We start from the raw sequence: 17,327 nt of genomic DNA, 5'->3' as shown, positions 1-17,327 counted from the left end.
TTATTTTTACAGATAAACTCCCGGGGAATGACCGACAGAAACGGAGATCGTTGTGATGAGAATTAAAATTAAAATCAGATGCAAACAATGCGGTGAACGATTTACATTACGAGGCAAGAAAGATCGGGGCCGGATTGAGACGGGATTTAAGCAGTGCCTATGTGATAACAGAGACCAGTTCGAAATTGAAGAAGAGGGCATGGCAACTGGGATTCAGCTGAATTAAAAGGAGGACCCAAACGCTACTTTAGCAGACTGCTTGTGTAAGGACTGGAAATCGCATGCATAAGAGATCTTTCTTCGATCCACAATAGAGGTAGTGGTTTAGAAGAAAGGAGACTCTACCGATGTATAAACGATTAAGTTCAGTTATGTTTCCGATATTTGCAGTTCTGCTGGTCGGTGCGCTCGTGTGGGGCTATCAGGAGAATCAGGAGAAGAATGCAATTCTGATCAAGGCAGAGAATCAATATCAGCGTGCATTTCACGATTTATCTTTTCATATGGACAAATTGCATTCGGAGATTGGCAACACCTTGGCGGTTCACTCTACATCACAGGGGATGCATCGCAAAGGTTTGATGAATGTATGGCGACTCACCAGTGAAGCGCAGAATGAGATCAACCAACTGCCACTCACCATGCTGCCATTTAACGAGACAGAGGAGTTTCTCTCGCGTATTTCCAACTTTGCCTATCGGGCGTCGATGCGTGACTTGACGAACGAACCGCTAAGTGAGAAGGAAATGGGCAATCTGAAAAAGCTGTATCAGAATTCATCCGAGATTACCAAGAATCTGCAGGATGTGCAGCAGAAAGTCCTGACGGACCGATTGCGCTGGATGGATGCAGAGACTGCCATGGCAACACAAGAGCAAACCATGGACAACACGATCGTTGATGGTTTTCGTACTGTAAACAAAAAGGTACAGGAATACCCGGAGCTTGATTGGGGTCCTTCCGTATCCAACATCTATGCAAAACGATCAGTCAAGAAACTGGACGGCTTGCCGGTGACCAAAGAACAGATTCAGAGCAAGGCTGCAAAATTCTCTGATGCGGATCGTAGCAAAATCCAAGTGCAGGAGAACGGCAAAGGAACAGACTGGGAGTCCTACACTGCCACGATTGATCATGCCAACAATGGCAAACTGATGATGGATTTCACCCGTAATGGCGGAATGCTGATCTCTTACAGTGATACGCGTCCAATCGGAACCAAAAAAGTGTCTCGTCAGAATGCCATGGCTAAAGCAGATCAATTTCTAATGAACAAAGGCTATAAGGATATGAAGGCTGTAAACTACGATGAATATGGTAATCTGGGTAACCTTACTTATGTGCGTAAGCAAGGGGACACCTTGATTTATCCCGAGAAAATGTCAGTTCGTGTAGGTTTGGATACAGGCGAAGTAACCGGCTTCCAGGCGAGTGACTTTGTTTACGAACATAATGACATGCGCAAAATTCCGAAAGCAACTCTTACGGAGCAACAGGCGCGGAAAAAGCTTAATTCGGAGTTCGAAGAAAATTATGTTCGCAAATCCCTGATTGAGAATGATTACAGCAAAGAAGTATTGTGTTATGAATTCGGAGGGAAAATTAACGGTTCTCGTTACCGGATATACATTAATGCGAATACAGGAATAGAAGAAGCGGTTGAAGAGATCAAACCGGTCAATGCAACCTCATAAAAAGATGGATAATTTGAATTTGAAGTTGAGCGAATAACTGCGGCAGACCACGATGTGGTCTGTTTTTTTCTTGTTCAATGTGAGAAAGGTCATGGTATAATAGTCCTTGTACATACGAAGATAAATACATAAAGTGGCGGTGAACAGCTTGTTTCCGAAAATAAATGAAATTTTATACATCCAGATTGCTTCTGCAGATGAAAAAGAGGAACACAAAGAGTACAAATCACGCATTGCAGATATGGATGACAGCAGTTTTCTGATTGAGGTCCCAATGCAACAAGGAAGCAGCCGTCTGAAAAGGCTCTTTTTCGGAGATGAATTGTCCATTTCATATATTACGGAGGATGGGGTCCGGCATTATTTTAATACCTATATCACGGGATTTGAGGAAGATGTGGTCCGTCTTGTCCGTATCCGCAAACCGCTTCCGAGCGATATATCCAAAATACAACGGCGCAGCTTTCTTCGTGTTCATGCAAACCTCGAATTGGCCATCCAGAGTGAAGATCTGACCCGTGCCGTCGGATTGACTGAAGATATTGGTGGCGGTGGATTGTCCATCTACGGCGAAACGGGTTTTTCAATAGCTGAAGGTCAAAAATTGAAATGCTGGTTGCTGGTTCCCTACCGGAATTCAACCATTGAACATGTGAATTTTGAAGCTGAAGTTGTGCGGATCAAAACCCTAGAAACCGGCAGACAGCTATGTATGCTCAAATTTGTGCAGATTTCAGATTCGGAGCGCCAGAAAATTATCAAGTTTTGTTTTGAACGGCAACTTGACTATCGCACGAAATAGGAATGTTGTGGCATAAAGAGAGGGAACTGCGGGTACCGTAATGAAAAAAACGGAGGTATTGCTTTGAATCGTCGTCATGCAACCCGCAGATATGAACGACTTTATTATGTTTTCTCCAGGCGAATGGAACGAAAGGTTACGATTCTGATTACAGTCCTTCTAATCTTGCTTGTGATATATCAATTGCTGCTGTTGGTACCAGGCTTCAAAAAGAATTTGACCACTATTGACCGCCTGGAAGGAACGCCAATTGAAGTGCAAACGATGAATGATTACAAACGTCATTGATTTGTCTGTTTTTGCATCCATGTGTAGAGTGTGGTATAATTTTCACGATGCAGGCAATGCCTGTTTTTTTATTGAGGTTTATCGTTTGAGGAGGAATGCCCCGTTGGCAAGCCAGAACACATCAGAGAACGGGAAAATGAACGTTGCAATTGACGGACCTGCCGGTGCCGGGAAAAGCACGGTGGCCCGATTGGTTGCAGAGGCGCTCGCGTATGTATACGTCGACACAGGCGCAATGTACCGTGCGGTAACCTTGCATATGCTTCGGAAAGGTATTACACCGGAAGATGTGACACAGGTACTTCAGGAAGCCCAAAAGCTGGTCATTGATTTACAACCGGATCCCGACGGACAGAAAGTGTTCTGTAATGGGGAAGAAGTAACCTCGGAAATCCGCTCCCGTGAAGTGACGGGAATCGTGTCCCGATATGCGCAAATCGAGGGGCTGCGTACGCAATTAGTGGATACTCAGCGGCAAATGGCTTTGCGCAAGGGCGTCGTCATGGATGGACGCGATATCGGAACGACAGTATTGCCCGATGCGGAAGTGAAAATCTTCATGACTGCCAGTGTGGAAGAGCGTGCGCTTCGCCGCTTCAAAGAACTGGACCCCTCTGAAGGACTGACGTTGCAACAGCTGGAGCGAGACATTGCCACCCGTGACAGATTGGATGAAAATCGGGAAATTTCCCCATTGCGTTGTGCTGAGGATGCTATCGTCCTTGATACAACGGAGATGAACATTCATGAAGTGGTTGACAAAATCGTATCTTATTGCACAATGGTCAGAGGAGAGATCGGTCTATGATTTACACATTTTGCAGCACATTACTGCGGATCATTTATACCATTCTTTTCCGCTTGGAGGCCGTTGGACGGGAGAATATTCCGAAAGAAGGCGGCGTACTTTTATGTTCCAATCATATTAGTAACTTCGATCCTCCAACCGTTGGTATCAAACTTCGCCGTCAGGTGCGTTTCATGGCCAAAAGCGAATTGTTTGAAATTCCGGTACTCGGCCGAATTATTAAAGCCGTGGGCGCTTTCCCCGTTAAACGTGGAGGTGTCAGCAAGGAATCCATCAAAACCTCACTCAATATTTTGCGTGATGGTCAAGTGCTTGGAATCTTCCCCTCGGGAAGCCGTCACAATGATGGAGGTATCGGCAAAAAAGGGGCAGCGAGTTTTGCTCTCCGCAGTGGCGCTACAGTTATTCCTACTGCTATTATCGGTAACTACAGAGTTTTTCGTAAGATGAAAGTTGTATATGGAGCACCAGTAAGTTTGGACGAGTTCAAGGAAGACCCATCTGGAGAAGCTCTGGAGAAGGCGACTGAAAAGATTATGTCCAAGATTAACGAGATGGTGCAAACGGGCGTGCCAAGCAAGTAATGGCTTCGTCGGTAGCTGAGTGCATGTTTCCATATTTTTGAGGGAGACTAAAGTTTGAGCACTCAGTGATGAAAGTGTTTTGAACTCTGCTACAGGCAGGTTTGAATATAATGGGGTTTTTGAATTGAGGAGGGTATTTGACATGTCGGAAGAAATGAAAAATCAAGAAGCAACCCAAGATGAGTTGGATCAATTCGTTTCCTTGAAAAAAGGAGATACCGTAAAAGGAACCATCGTCAAATTGGAAGATAACCAAGCCTATGTGAGCATTGGATATAAATATGACGGTGTCATTCCAATTCGTGAACTGTCTTCATTACATGTTGACAGCGCGTCTGACGCAGTAGAAGTTGGACAAGAAGTTGAAGCTAAAGTTCTTAGCATCGACGACGAGAAAGAAAAACTCGTTCTGTCCAAACGTGCAATCGACAGCGAAAACGCATGGGATCAATTGCAAAAGCATTTTGAAGACCAAGACGTATTCGAAGTTGTTGTAGGTGATGTTGTTAAAGGCGGTCTGGTAGCAGACGTGGGCGTACGTGGATTTATCCCGGCTTCCATGGTTGAACGCCATTTCGTTGAAGACTTCAGCGACTACAAAGGACGCACACTGCGTGTTAAAGTGAAAGAGATCGACCGTGAGAACAACAAAGTGATCCTTTCCCAAAAAGACGTACTGGAGCAAGAATTCGAAGCAAACAAAGCTACAGTAATGGCTGGTTTGCAAGAAGGTCAAGTGATCGAAGGTACAGTACAACGTTTGACTCAATTCGGTGCATTTGTTGATGTGGGCGGAGTTGACGGTTTGGTTCACGTATCCGAGCTGGCTTGGACACACGTTGAAAAACCATCCGATGTACTGTCTGAAGGTGATAAAGTTAGTGTGAAAGTGCTGAAAGTTGACCCTGAAAAAGGCAAAATCAGCCTGAGCATGAAAGCTGTTCAACCAGGTCCTTGGGAAACAGCAAGCGAAAAATTCAATTCCAGCGATATCGTAACAGGTGTTGTAAAACGTCTGGTAGACTTCGGTGCATTTGTTGAAATCGCTCCTGGTGTTGAGGGACTTGTGCATATCTCTCAAATCTCCCACAAACACATCGGCACTCCTCATGAAGTGCTGAAAGAAGGACAAGAAGTTCAAGTTAAAATCTTGGACATGAACCCTTCTGAGCAACGTGTAAGCTTGAGCATCAAAGAAACAGAAGAAGCTCCAGCTCAACCACAAAAATCAGAAAGACCTTCAAGAAACAACGCTCCGCGTGAAGAAATCAACAATCCAAACGTTTCCTTGAACAATCAAGGTATGAGCACTACGCTTGGCGAACTGTTTGGAGACAAACTCAGCAAATTCAAATAAGTTAACAATGCATGGTTCTAAGTTATATACTGCATATTTTGCTGAATAACAAAAGCAAGATCGGCGAGCCCAAGGCGGGTTCGCCGATTGTTTTTATTGCGAGTAATTTGGCATGAAACGTTAGCCAAGATATATCTTTTTTGCTATGATGAGTATCGTAAGTATGGACAGGAGGAGTGGAATGTATGGCAAGACCCGTTGTGGCAATTGTCGGACGACCGAACGTGGGTAAATCCACCATTTTCAATCGGATCATCGGCGACAGACTGGCCATTGTGGAAGACAAGCCGGGCATTACCCGTGACCGTATATATGGAATCGGTGAATGGAACGGTAAACCATTTAGTATCATTGATACAGGTGGTATCGAAATTGATGGTGAAGATGTAATCTTAAAATCGATTCGGATGCAAGCAGAGCTCGCTATTGAAGAAGCGGATGTTATTGTATTCATGTGTGATGCAAAAGCAGGTATTACGCAATCGGATGAAGAGGTAGCAGAGATGCTCTACCGCTCAGGCAAGCCTATTGTTGTAGCCGTTAACAAAGTGGATAATATCGGACGAAGTGAGCTCATTTATGAGTTTTATGGATTTGGTTTCGGTGATCCTATTGGCGTATCCGGAAGTCACGGTACAGGTGTAGGTGATTTGCTTGATGCAATAGTGGAGAAGTTGCCAGAACTTGAGGAAGAGACTTACGATGAAGATGTCATTCGTGTAGCTCTGATCGGACGTCCTAATGTGGGTAAATCTTCACTGGTGAACGCTATTCTGGGTGAAGAGCGTGTCATTGTAAGTGACGTGGCTGGAACGACCCGGGATGCGATTGATACACCTTTTGAAAAAGACGGCCAACGTTACGTGCTGATTGATACAGCAGGTATGCGTAAGCGTGGTAAAGTATATGAAACAACTGAGAAATACAGTGTAATGCGTGCGATGCGTGCGATTGAGCGTGCAGATGTTGTTCTGATTGTCATTAATGGTGAAGAAGGCATTATTGAACAGGACAAGCATATTGCAGGATATGCATTCGAAGCTGGTAAAGCGTCATTGTTTGTTGTGAACAAATGGGACGTGGTAGAGAAGCATGACAAAACGATGAAAGAGTTTGAGAGAAAAATTCGGGATCACTTCCTGTTTATGACTTATGCTCCAGTCGTATTCTTGTCAGCCCTCACAAAACAACGCTTACAAAAATTGTTACCGGTTGTGAAAAGGGTAGCAGATCAACACTCGTTACGTGTACAAACACATCTACTTAACGATGTGGTGTCTGATGCGGTTGCAATTAACCCTCCGCCAACGGATAAAGGACGGAGAATGAGAATTAACTATGTGACTCAGGTTGCCGTTAAGCCACCGACCATGGTTGTTTTTGTGAACGATCCGGAATTGATGCACTTCTCATATGAGCGCTACCTGGAGAATAAAATCCGTGCAGCGTTTGACTTCGAAGGAACACCAATTCGCATATTTACTCGGAAGAAGTCCGACGAAAGTTAGGGGAGAAGTGTGTGATTTTACAAATCGCAGCGATTGTACTGAGTTATCTGCTCGGTTCGATCAGCTTTAGTGTCCTCCTTGCCAAAGCGATACGGGGGATCGATATTCGTCAGCACGGAAGTGGAAACGCGGGAGCTACCAATACATTGCGTATTTTGGGTAAAGGACCGGCAATTGCTGTTCTGTTACTTGATGTACTTAAGGGTGTTGCAGCTGTATGGATTGGAATCTGGCTGAGCGACGGTTCTGCCTGGATTCCTGCACTCAGTGGTATAGCAGCCATTGCAGGACATAACTGGCCGCTTTACTTCCATTTTCGTGGAGGAAAAGGCGTTGCCACAGCCATTGGTGTTCTGGTGAGTCTTGCTTTCCTGCCTGCGTTATGTGCTGGGGTGATCGCCATTCTGTCTATTGTATTGACACGCTATGTTTCATTGGGGTCTCTGATTTTTGTAGCATTTACACCCATCTTTATCATGGTATTACCCGGATATTCAATGAATATCTTCTGGGGGAGTCTGATTATTTGTCTGTTTGCGTTCTGGAGACATCGTACCAATATTGCGAAGCTCGCCAAAGGACAGGAAAATAAATTGGGATCGAAAAACCCTGGAGGGGGTAAACGAGTTGTCTAAAAAAGTTGCTGTTCTAGTCGCTGGGAGCTGGGGAACAGCTCTGGCCAGTGTACTCGCCGCCAATCAGTTGGATGTGATGATGTGGACACGTGGTGAAGACCAGGCTAACGAAATCAATAACAAGCACACTAATACTCGCTATCTTCCGGATGCGGAGCTTTCACCACGGATTCAAGCAACAACTGATATGGAAGCTGCGGTGGAAGGTGCTATAGCTGTGTTAATTGTTGCGCCTTCATCAGCCATGCGTGCAGTTACGAACCAGCTTAAGGCTTATTACAAGCCTGAGATGTTAGTTATTCATGCAACCAAAGGTTTTGAGACAGAAAGCCTCAAACGGATGTCCACAGTCATTTCAGAAGAGCTTGAATGTGAAGAAGGACGTGTGGTTGTTCTTTCTGGCCCAAGCCATGCGGAAGAAGTGGTGAAGCGTTGTCCAACGACAGTGGTTGTAGCTTCACTGGATAAGGCATCTGCCGAGTCTGCCCAAGCTTTGTTTATGAATGCTTATTTCCGGGTTTACACGAATCGGGATATGATCGGTGTTGAGTTGGCGGGTGCATTCAAAAATATCATTGCTCTTGGTGCAGGTATGTCGGATGGTCTTCAATTTGGTGATAATGCCAAAGCCGCTTTGCTAACACGTGGTCTGGCAGAGATCACACGTATTGGTGTTGAGATGGGAGCAAATCCGCTAACGTTTTCGGGACTTGCCGGAATCGGGGATCTGGTTGTAACGGCTACAAGTCAGCACAGTCGGAACTGGAGAGCAGGTTCCATGTTGGGCCAGGGACAGAAGCTGGATGATGTTCTGAAGTCCATGGGCATGGTGGTAGAAGGCATTCGAACTACGCAAGCTGCCTATTTCATCTCACAAAAATACGGAGTGCAAATGCCAATTGCGGATCAGTTATATCACGTTTTATTCCAGGAGAGACAGCCGCGTGATGCGGTTGAAGCCTTGATGGGACGTGACCCGAAGACTGAAATGGAAGTCATGAAACTTGAAACCTGGGAGCAATGGCATTCCTGATTGTAATCAGCCTAAACGTACCTTGTGAAATAAGAAGCTTATTCACCTTTTCTGTAGCAAACTCATACTATACACATGAGTATTGCCGGAGGAGGGGAGACGAATGGGTAACAACATTTCCAAAGATGCACTGAATGCAATCAACAAGAAAACGGGTAAAACGATAACGGAAGGTGCCGTTAAGAAATTGGCAAGCACGGTGAAACCAACGACGATTCAGAATGAAGTTCAGTTGCGCCAATTGATCAAACAAGTATCCGCCATGGCGAAAGTTCCGGTATCTGAGGATACGGTTAAGGATATTGTGAGTGCGGTCAAGAAAAGCGGATTGAATCCGAGCAGTATGGAATCGTTAATGAAAATGATGATGAAAAAATAATAGATCACACCTGCTTGTGCAGGTGATCCAGTAAGACAAAAAGACGAGTCGGCTTCTGCCGGCTTGCTTTTTTGTCTTTTTTTTGGAAAGTTGAGCTGAATTTCGTGTTATAATGGTTGCAATTGTCACAGTGTCAGTGATGAATAATGGACTGAAGGGGAGACTGCTGGATTATGAGCGCAATGGACAAGATGTGGCTGTCATTGGTGGCCATCCTCATTATGGGACTATCTGTATTCCTGATTACGTTTGCTCGTGCCAAAACAAAAGGTATTGTACGGGGGATTCTTTCTCTGATTGCATTTTTGATTATGCTGATTGGCTTTTTCGGTGGAATCGCTTCTCTGACCTGATTTCCCATGCCTGAAAGATAACATCCGCATAAGCACATCATAAGAACTGACACAATGAACACGGATGAGGGGAGTGTGAGCCTATGGGGCCGCATGATACGGAGGGTCGGACAGAGCGTTATCCGGAATTACACGCGGCTTTGCTGGAAACGGCCAAAGCCTGGAACACACAGCCACAGACATGGTTACTTGGAGGAAGTTGTGGGTTGCTGCTTCAAGGGGTGGAGTTGCAACAGGCTCCGAGAGATATTGATATCTATGCGGATGTTGCTGCTGCTAAAGAACTTCACCGTAGCGCTCCGGGGGGAATGCTTGACGAGCCTACAGTGGATAAGACAGGACCGTATGCTTCTCTGCTGAGCCACTATCAGGTGGGTGAATGTGCGCTGGAACTGGTTGGTGGTTTCGAAATATGGGCTCGCAAAAGTTGGTACCGTATTGAGATTGAACATGTACTTGCTCCGCATGCACCAGTAGCACAAGTGGGTTCATATAGCCTGCGACTGATGCCGCTTGCGCATGAGCTTTTGTTTAATCTGCTACGAGGTCGTGAAGATCGTTATGTCCCCATTGCGAAACAGATGCGCGAGCAGCCAGATGCACATCAACCTATAATGATGCTGTTAAGTCAACAGAATGTCTGGACAAGCCGCTTCAGAGCCGAAGTGGAAGAGCTTGTTGGCTTTACATGGCCCCAGTAGGTTGAGGGAGGAAAATGATGGACTATAAAGTTACTTTTTTACCTATGAACAAATCGATAGCGCTCAAACCAGGGGCAACACTTCTGCATGCAGCACGACGTGCTGGAGTCAAGATTACGACCCGATGTGATGGCAAAGCGGCTTGCCTGATGTGCAAAGTGAACGTGGATGAAGAACATCGGACGGAACTGTATCCACCAACAGATGCAGAAAAGCGCAAGCTGGGTTCACTGTTGGAAGCAGGTACACGACTGTCCTGTCAGGCCAAGGTGTGTGGATCTCTATCGGTTCATGTTCCAGAGGACCCGCTGAAGGCAGCCATTCGGAAACAACTGGAACGTCAACAACAGGAAGACGACTGGTTCTGAGTGTTATAACATTGATTCTCTAATGAGTTATTCAAGGAGGACACGAATGATTAGGAACAAGCCAAAATGTGTGGAAGGAAGCGGATGGCAGCGTCTGAAACATCAGACGGGCGGTCTGCTGTTATTCCTGTTGTTTGCTTTTACAGCAAGTGGTTGTATGTATCCATCCCAGAGCAATTCAGACCCTAAGATAGCCTATCGGGAAAGCGTGAGCCGCATCCAGAGTGCGGTCGAGGCATTTCAGCAAGATGAGGGGATTTTGCCAATCATTAATGCAGATATGGAAACGCCAAAATATGAAAAGTTCAGAGTGGATCTGCCCAAGTTGAAACAACTGGGGTATCTGGATGAAATACCGGGGACTGCTTTTGAAAGTGGTGGGAGCGCTTACTTCCTTATTCAGGACGAAGAAGTGAATCCGACCATTAAAGTGATGGATCTTCTGACCGTACAGAAAGTAAACGATGTGCAACGAATGGTTAATCAATATAAGTCCGTACATAACAATAAGCTGCCAAGCGGGGAAGAACTGTATCCGGGGTTATATGTTGTGAATATGGAGCAGGCTGCTCAGGCAGGTACTCCTTCCATTACGCTGAATAGTGTATATTCAGGTCAGGCGTTACCGTTTATGATGGATGACGAAGGCAAGGTCTATGTAGATTATGCTTTTGATATTATGCAGGCAGTGGAAAAGTCTGACGTGTCTCCAGCAGAGACTGAAGATGTTCGGGATTTGCTGGTGGAACACTCCTACTTCGTACCTGTAAAATCGGTTTTCTACGCTTGGAAAAATAATGCGCCGGTTGCCCAGCCCATAAAATAAGCATGGTTGCAATTCAAATGATTTAGCTGTATGACCACCATGGCTCTAATGGTTCAAAAAGAGATATTCCAAATAAGGGATATCTCTTTTTTCTTTTGTCAATATGAGCAATAACCGTCATAAAAGCTTCGCGGATCACATAAAGTAGATTGAAATAAAGACGCGCAGTCCGAGATCGGGGGATTCTCCTAATGTCATCACCTTAAGATAAAAAAACAAAAATACGCGTCATATTGCCGCATACGGATACATAAGATGATACTAGTCCAATTGCATGTACGAGTTAACGCCGCTCTCGCCGGTTTCATCAGAATGCAACGTTCGGCGGCGGACGACTTCCGGGCACTCACAAAGGCGGCTCTACCGTTGCAGGGATTTCAGTCTTCTGATTGAAAAAACGAAGCGGATGCTCTTTAGCATTTTTCCTTCGGAGTAATTTAGGGAGGGGATTTCATTGGAGAAAGTGGACATTTTTAAGGACATAGCTGAGCGGACCGGAGGGGATATTTATCTCGGGGTTGTCGGCGCAGTCCGGACGGGAAAATCAACATTTATTAAACGATTCATGGAAACGATCGTATTGCCTAACATCGCAAGCGAGGCTGATCGTGCCCGTGCAGTGGATGAACTTCCACAGAGTGCAGCAGGTAAAACCATCATGACTACCGAACCAAAATTCGTACCAAATAACGCAGTCCAGATTAAGGTGGCAGAAGGACTCGATGTCAATGTGCGCCTTGTGGATTGTGTAGGTTACGCGGTGGAAGGAGCCAAGGGATACGAGGATGAGAATGGTCCACGCATGATCTCCACGCCTTGGTTCGAGGAACCAATTCCGTTCCAGGAAGCTGCCGAGATTGGTACTCGCAAAGTCATTCAGGAGCATTCCACACTGGGTGTTGTGGTAACAACAGACGGCACAATCGCCGAAATTGCCCGCAGTTCCTATGTGGAATCCGAAGAACGGGTCATTGCAGAATTAAAAGAAGTGGGTAAACCGTTTGTCCTGGTCATCAACTCTACTCGTCCTCGCAGTGAAGAAGCCCTGCAATTGCGCAGTGAGCTTGCTGCCAAATACGACATTCCGGTGATGACACTCAGTGCAGCGACGATGACGGAAGATGATGTGACGGGTGTACTTCGTGAAGTGCTCTATGAGTTCCCTGTGCATGAAGTGAATGTAAACTTGCCGAGCTGGGTTATGGTACTCAATGAGACTCACTGGCTGCGTAGCAACTACGAAAATTCCGTACGGGATACCGTTAAGGACATTCGCAGACTTCGTGACGTGGATCGGGTTGTCGCTCAGTTCATGGAATATGAATTCATTGATCGCGCAGGCCTGAGTGGCATGAATATGGGGCAGGGTGTAGCCGAGATTGACCTGTACGCGCCGGATGAACTGTATGATCAAATTCTCGTGGAAGTGGTTGGAATCGAGATTCGCGGTAAGGATCATCTGCTGCAATTAATGCAGGAATTCTCGCATGCGAAGAGAGAATACGACCGCTTCGCAGAAGCGCTGGAGATGGTCAAAACGACCGGATACGGCATTGCTGCTCCATCTCTTGCCGAGATGGCTCTGGATGAACCTGAGCTCATTCGTCAGGGCACCAAATTTGGCGTACGTCTGAAAGCAACGGCACCGTCCATTCATATGATCCGGGTTGATGTGGAATCAGAGTTCGCTCCAATCATCGGTACGGAGAAACAAAGTGAGGAACTGGTGAGATACCTGATGCAGGACTTCGAGAACGATCCGATCAAGGTATGGGATTCAGACATGTTTGGTCGTTCGCTGCATTCCATCGTGCGAGAAGGGATCCAGGGCAAGATTGCCATGATGCCGGATAATGCAAGATACAAATTGCAAGAGACGCTGGGAAGAATCATTAACGAAGGTTCGGGCGGCTTGATCGCTATCATTCTGTAAGACATCAAAAGACCGTAAGGGGGCATCCCCTCGCGGTCTTTTTTACGTGGTTTCTTTATTTTGGATGAAATGGATAGGAAGAATAGTACTTTCGAAAAAACTTAGCGAGTTTTAGCTTTAAATTGCTAAAACCCATTTACATACTAGGGATTAGCCGTTATATTAATATTCAACTATTGTGATCGAGATCACAGAGAGTGGACAGGGGGATACAGAGATGAAAAGAAAAGAGACTAAATGGGTATGGTTGAGTGTGTTATTAGTATTTACATTGGCGCTGTCCGCTTGCGGAATCAAAAAAGAACCGGCAGCCACTCCGGCTTCGGGCGCATCAGATGATACACCAAAAACGGAAGCAGTTACAGGCCCTCTAAGCGGCAAACGGATCGCACTTATTATGGAGTTTAATACAGGTACTTTCTCGCAGCAATATGTACAGGGTGTAAAAGAAGAAATCGAAAAATTCGGTGGAGAACTGACAACGTTTGTTGCCGATAATGACAAAGCAAAAATGGTATCCTTGCTTGATAGCGCTATTAACCAGAAATTTGATGCCATTCTCACGGATCATGGGGATTCCCTATTAGAGCCAGGCGTGAAGAAGGCAGTAGAACAGAATATTCCAGTGGTTGTGTTTGACGCAGCTATCAGTGTTCCAGGAGCCACAGTCCTGTCGCAGGATGACCAGAAGATGGCTGAGCTGACGCTGGAGCAAATGAAAAAAGATATCAATGGACAAGGCAATATTGTCAAAGTATGGGTAGCTGGTTTCGCACCGATGGAACGCCGTCAGATTGCATACGGTGAATTCATGAAAACAAATCCGGACATCAAGGAAATAGCTACATTCGGTTCTGCACAGAACCCTGCGCTGGATACTCAAGCCAAAATGGAAGCTATTCTCAAGCAGTATCCAAAAGGTGAGATTACAGCTGTATGGACTGCATGGGACGAGTTCGCCAAAGGTGCAGCGCGTGCGATTCAACAAGCTGGACGTGATGAGATCAAAGTGTATGGTATTGATATGAGTGATGAGGACCTGCAAATGATTCAGGATCCGAAAAATCCTTGGGTAGCTTCAGCTGCTGTTGATCCAACGGATATTGGTCGCGTCCAGGTACGTTATGCTTATCAGAAACTGAACGGGGACGAGACGGAAGATGCAGTTGTCCTTAACCCGGTCTATGTTCAACGTGAAGCTTTGCCAGATAAACAAATCTCCACTTCGGAACTGTCAGAGTTCGTTGAAGGTTGGGGTGGTAGCACACAAGGAATCAAGGACTGGATGAGTGAATACGGAATTACTGCTAAATAAGCAGCGTATGGGAAGCGCGCCGCAAGGCGCGCTTTTTCTACCATAATGAAGATGAGCGAGTCTGGATGAGAAATGGGATACTCCCGTATGGGAACGATTGGAGGTTAACATCATGAGCACTGCACCGATACTGCTTCAAATGGAACATATCCACAAGCAGTTTTCAGGTATTCCTGCACTGAAGGATGTGGATTTCTCTGTAAAAGGTGGGGAGATTCATGCGCTGCTGGGTGCCAATGGTGCCGGTAAAAGCACGTTAATGAAAATTTTGTCTGGTGCCTATCCATTGGATCAGGGGACGATTCAATTGAGTGGACAAGCGCTTCATTTAAGTTCTCCGGGAGACGCAAAGGCAAGTGGGATTCACTGTGTCTATCAGGAAGTGGATGCGGCACTGGTGCCACAGCTGACGGCTGCGGAGAACATCATGCTGGATCAGTTGGCTTCATCTGCTGGAGGTTGGTGGAAAAGTCCACGGAAGCTGAAACAGCGTGCTGTTGAGGCGTTAAAGCAATTAGGGGCGGACATATCCGTTCACCAAAAAGTGGCCGATCTGACGCTTGCAGAAAAACAGATGATTTTGCTGGCACGGATTTTGATCCAGGATGCCAAAGTCATCATTTTTGATGAACCGACTGCACCGCTGAGCCAGGAAGAAACGGATGCATTTTTCCGGATTGTTCATCTCCTGAAGGATCGGGGCGTTGCCTGTATTTTCATTACCCATCGTCTTGCGGAAGTGACGGATCACTGTGATCGCGTTACGGTCATGAGAGATGGACAACATGTATTTACCGGTGATGCAAAGGGACTGACGATCAATGATTTGGTTACACAGATGCTGGGCAAACCATTCGAAGAAGAGTTTCCGAAGACGGAAGCACCCGTGGGGGAGCTGTTATTGGAGGCACGTGGGCTTCGTCGTGGAGTGAAGGTAAAAGGTGTTAACCTCTCTGTACGACGAGGTGAAGTCCTCGCTGTGGTGGGTCTGGTAGGCGCGGGTAAAACGGAAAGCTCTCGTTTGCTGATTGGTGCAGATCGGCTGGAGGGAGGCGAGATCCGGCTTAACAACCGTAATCTCCGCCTGTCTCAGCCTGCGGATGCGGCGGCTCTGGGGATTGTTTCTGTACCGGAGGAGCGACGTAAACAAGGAATCCTGATTCAGGAGAACGTGGAACGGAATTTAAGTCTGCCTTTGCTAAGCCGTCTTAGTACATTAGGTTTCGTAAGCCGCAAGCGGGAACGTCTGAACGCAGAGTCATTGGTGAAACAGCTTGGAATTAAAACATCGTCCGTGAAACAGGAAGTGAAATATCTAAGCGGTGGTAACCAGCAAAAGGTAGCCATTGGTAAATGGCTTAATGCGGATGCGGATGTATTTATATTTGATGAGCCAACCAAAGGCGTAGATATTGGGGCAAAAAGTGACATTTTCCGCATCATTAATGAACTGGCTTTGGCGGGCAAGGGTGTAATCTATTTCACCTGTGAACTGGATGAAGGCATGGGAATTGGTGACCGAATCGCTGTCATGTGCGAAGGTGTTATCGTAAAAGAGTTCAAACGAGGCGAGACTAACCAAGAACAGCTGCTATACTATGCAAGCGGTGGACAAGAGGTGCAATCATGAAGGATAAATCACTGGATTTTGCGTTCCGTTACGGGGCGATTATAGTCATAATAGGTGTTATCGCATTTTTCGGCATTAAATTGCCTTATTTCTTTACGTACAGTAACTTGACCGATATTTTGGGCTCGATCTCTATCGTTACTTTTGTAGCGATCGGTGTTACGTTATCTCTCATTGTTGATGGATTTGATCTCTCGGTTGGGGCGACTGTCTCATTAACTACCGTCGTTACTGCTTCGTTAATGATTTGGTATCAACAACCACTGGCAATTGTAATTATTGTGCCACTAATCATTGGCGCTGTTATTGGTTTACTTAACGCTTTGCTCATTGTAAAATTGCGTATTCCGGATTTGCTCGCAACCCTTGCCACGATGTACATTATCGGAGGTATTCACAAAACGTATGCACAGGGATATACCATTTACAATCACATGCAGTTCCCTGATGGAAGCAAAGCTGCGGGAGAGATGGACCCGACATTCCTGCTAATAGGGCAGGGTAAATGGCTTGGTATGCCGATATCGGTTATCATGCTACTTATTGCGGTAATAGGTGTGCATATCTTTTTGACGTATACGAAATATGGGCGCCAGATGTACATTACAGGTGGTAATGAGGAAGCTGCACGGTTGTCTGGAATCAAGGTGAAAAAGGTGCGTACACTCGCCTATGTAGCCGCTGGAGTGTTTGCAGCAATCGGGGGTATCATCTATGCCTCCAAAGTAGGATCCGGGCAAATTGATGCGGGATCACCGTTGTTAATGGAATCCGTAGCTGCAGTATTTGTCGGTTTCTCTGTGTTTGGTGCGGGTAAACCAAATGTCATCGGAACCTTCATTGGTTCGGTTCTGATTGGTGTACTTGTGAACGGTTTAACAATGATGAACGTACAGTATTTCACACATGATATTGTAAAAGGTGGGGTTCTCGTGCTTGCCCTGGCGGTTACATTTTACGTCTTAAACCGCAACCGGACTTGAAATTGTGGGCTGTCTGTATTAGTATGAAATTTGTTCGGCGTCTGAAATGCCCGTGGTTTCAGACGACATTCTGCCGAAAATGACTGTTGACCGCAGGCGGAGATTTGTGTTCAGCGCTCAAGATGTACGT

General features: G+C 45.9%; 19 protein-coding genes. All 19 read left to right on the top strand.

Annotated elements, in window-relative coordinates; translation table 11 throughout:
- Window positions 1–55: 55 nt before the first annotated feature.
- Complete coding sequence (locus tag MHH25_RS19250; RefSeq protein WP_164783335.1) at window positions 56–226, top strand: hypothetical protein; 171 nt, start codon at window positions 56–58, stop codon at window positions 224–226.
- A gap of 121 nt (window positions 227–347) precedes the next feature.
- A complete protein-coding gene (ypeB, locus tag MHH25_RS19245) occupies window positions 348–1,694 on the top strand; it encodes a germination protein YpeB (protein ID WP_036607717.1) in 1,347 nt (448 codons plus the stop codon).
- 148 nt (window positions 1,695–1,842) lie between these two features.
- A complete protein-coding gene (locus tag MHH25_RS19240; protein WP_315372454.1) occupies window positions 1,843–2,496 on the top strand; it encodes a flagellar brake domain-containing protein in 654 nt (217 codons plus the stop codon).
- Window positions 2,497–2,559: 63 nt separating this feature from the next.
- Window positions 2,560–2,784, top strand: coding sequence for a hypothetical protein (locus MHH25_RS19235; protein ID WP_253501408.1), 225 nt, complete (start codon window positions 2,560–2,562; stop codon window positions 2,782–2,784).
- Window positions 2,785–2,887: 103 nt separating this feature from the next.
- The gene (cmk, locus tag MHH25_RS19230; protein ID WP_036607714.1) at window positions 2,888–3,592 is read left to right on the top strand and encodes a (d)CMP kinase; all 705 of its coding nucleotides are present in this window, start codon (window positions 2,888–2,890) and stop codon (window positions 3,590–3,592) included.
- A complete protein-coding gene (locus MHH25_RS19225; RefSeq protein ID WP_340017824.1) occupies window positions 3,589–4,176 on the top strand; it encodes a lysophospholipid acyltransferase family protein in 588 nt (195 codons plus the stop codon). Before cmk ends, MHH25_RS19225 begins: the two co-directional genes overlap by 4 nt.
- Before the next feature lie 142 nt (window positions 4,177–4,318).
- Entirely contained in the window at window positions 4,319–5,533 is a 1,215-nt protein-coding gene (gene rpsA, locus MHH25_RS19220; RefSeq protein ID WP_036607712.1) for a 30S ribosomal protein S1, read from the top strand.
- Between the two features lie 185 nt (window positions 5,534–5,718).
- Entirely contained in the window at window positions 5,719–7,041 is a 1,323-nt protein-coding gene (der, locus tag MHH25_RS19215) for a ribosome biogenesis GTPase Der (RefSeq protein ID WP_017687684.1), read from the top strand.
- Between the two features lie 11 nt (window positions 7,042–7,052).
- The gene (gene plsY, locus MHH25_RS19210; protein WP_074095653.1) at window positions 7,053–7,676 is read left to right on the top strand and encodes a glycerol-3-phosphate 1-O-acyltransferase PlsY; all 624 of its coding nucleotides are present in this window, start codon (window positions 7,053–7,055) and stop codon (window positions 7,674–7,676) included.
- Window positions 7,669–8,709 carry an NAD(P)H-dependent glycerol-3-phosphate dehydrogenase gene (locus tag MHH25_RS19205; RefSeq protein WP_036607707.1) on the top strand — a complete coding sequence of 347 codons (1,041 nt, stop codon included), beginning with the start codon at window positions 7,669–7,671 and terminating at the stop codon, window positions 8,707–8,709. The genes plsY and MHH25_RS19205 overlap by 8 nt, the downstream gene beginning before the upstream one ends.
- Window positions 8,710–8,812: 103 nt before the next feature.
- Entirely contained in the window at window positions 8,813–9,088 is a 276-nt protein-coding gene (locus MHH25_RS19200) for a stage VI sporulation protein F (RefSeq protein WP_076317428.1), read from the top strand.
- Between the two features lie 173 nt (window positions 9,089–9,261).
- Window positions 9,262–9,441, top strand: coding sequence for a DUF2768 family protein (locus MHH25_RS19195; protein WP_017687688.1), 180 nt, complete (start codon window positions 9,262–9,264; stop codon window positions 9,439–9,441).
- A gap of 83 nt (window positions 9,442–9,524) precedes the next feature.
- Window positions 9,525–10,142, top strand: coding sequence for a hypothetical protein (locus MHH25_RS19190; protein ID WP_076249997.1), 618 nt, complete (start codon window positions 9,525–9,527; stop codon window positions 10,140–10,142).
- Between the two features lie 17 nt (window positions 10,143–10,159).
- Complete coding sequence (locus MHH25_RS19185) at window positions 10,160–10,510, top strand: 2Fe-2S iron-sulfur cluster-binding protein (RefSeq protein ID WP_036607701.1); 351 nt, start codon at window positions 10,160–10,162, stop codon at window positions 10,508–10,510.
- A gap of 46 nt (window positions 10,511–10,556) precedes the next feature.
- Window positions 10,557–11,336, top strand: coding sequence for a hypothetical protein (locus MHH25_RS19180; RefSeq protein ID WP_076317430.1), 780 nt, complete (start codon window positions 10,557–10,559; stop codon window positions 11,334–11,336).
- 454 nt (window positions 11,337–11,790) lie between these two features.
- Window positions 11,791–13,269, top strand: coding sequence for a stage IV sporulation protein A (gene spoIVA, locus MHH25_RS19175; protein WP_017687692.1), 1,479 nt, complete (start codon window positions 11,791–11,793; stop codon window positions 13,267–13,269).
- 217 nt (window positions 13,270–13,486) lie between these two features.
- Window positions 13,487–14,584: a sugar ABC transporter substrate-binding protein gene (locus MHH25_RS19170; protein WP_340017823.1), complete on the top strand. Its 1,098-nt coding sequence runs from the start codon at window positions 13,487–13,489 to the stop codon at window positions 14,582–14,584.
- A 112-nt stretch (window positions 14,585–14,696) separates the two neighbouring features.
- Window positions 14,697–16,214, top strand: a complete 1,518-nt coding sequence (locus MHH25_RS19165; protein ID WP_340017822.1) for a sugar ABC transporter ATP-binding protein — start codon at window positions 14,697–14,699, stop codon at window positions 16,212–16,214.
- The gene (locus MHH25_RS19160) at window positions 16,211–17,197 is read left to right on the top strand and encodes an ABC transporter permease (RefSeq protein WP_017687695.1); all 987 of its coding nucleotides are present in this window, start codon (window positions 16,211–16,213) and stop codon (window positions 17,195–17,197) included. The genes MHH25_RS19165 and MHH25_RS19160 overlap by 4 nt, the downstream gene beginning before the upstream one ends.
- The last annotated feature ends 130 nt before the right edge of the window (window positions 17,198–17,327 follow it).

Source organism: Paenibacillus sp. FSL H3-0457, assembly GCF_037981725.1.
Classification (GTDB): domain Bacteria; phylum Bacillota; class Bacilli; order Paenibacillales; family Paenibacillaceae; genus Paenibacillus; species Paenibacillus amylolyticus.
Note: the sequence above shows the minus strand (reverse complement) of the source record. Positions and strands in the feature narration are given on the sequence as shown.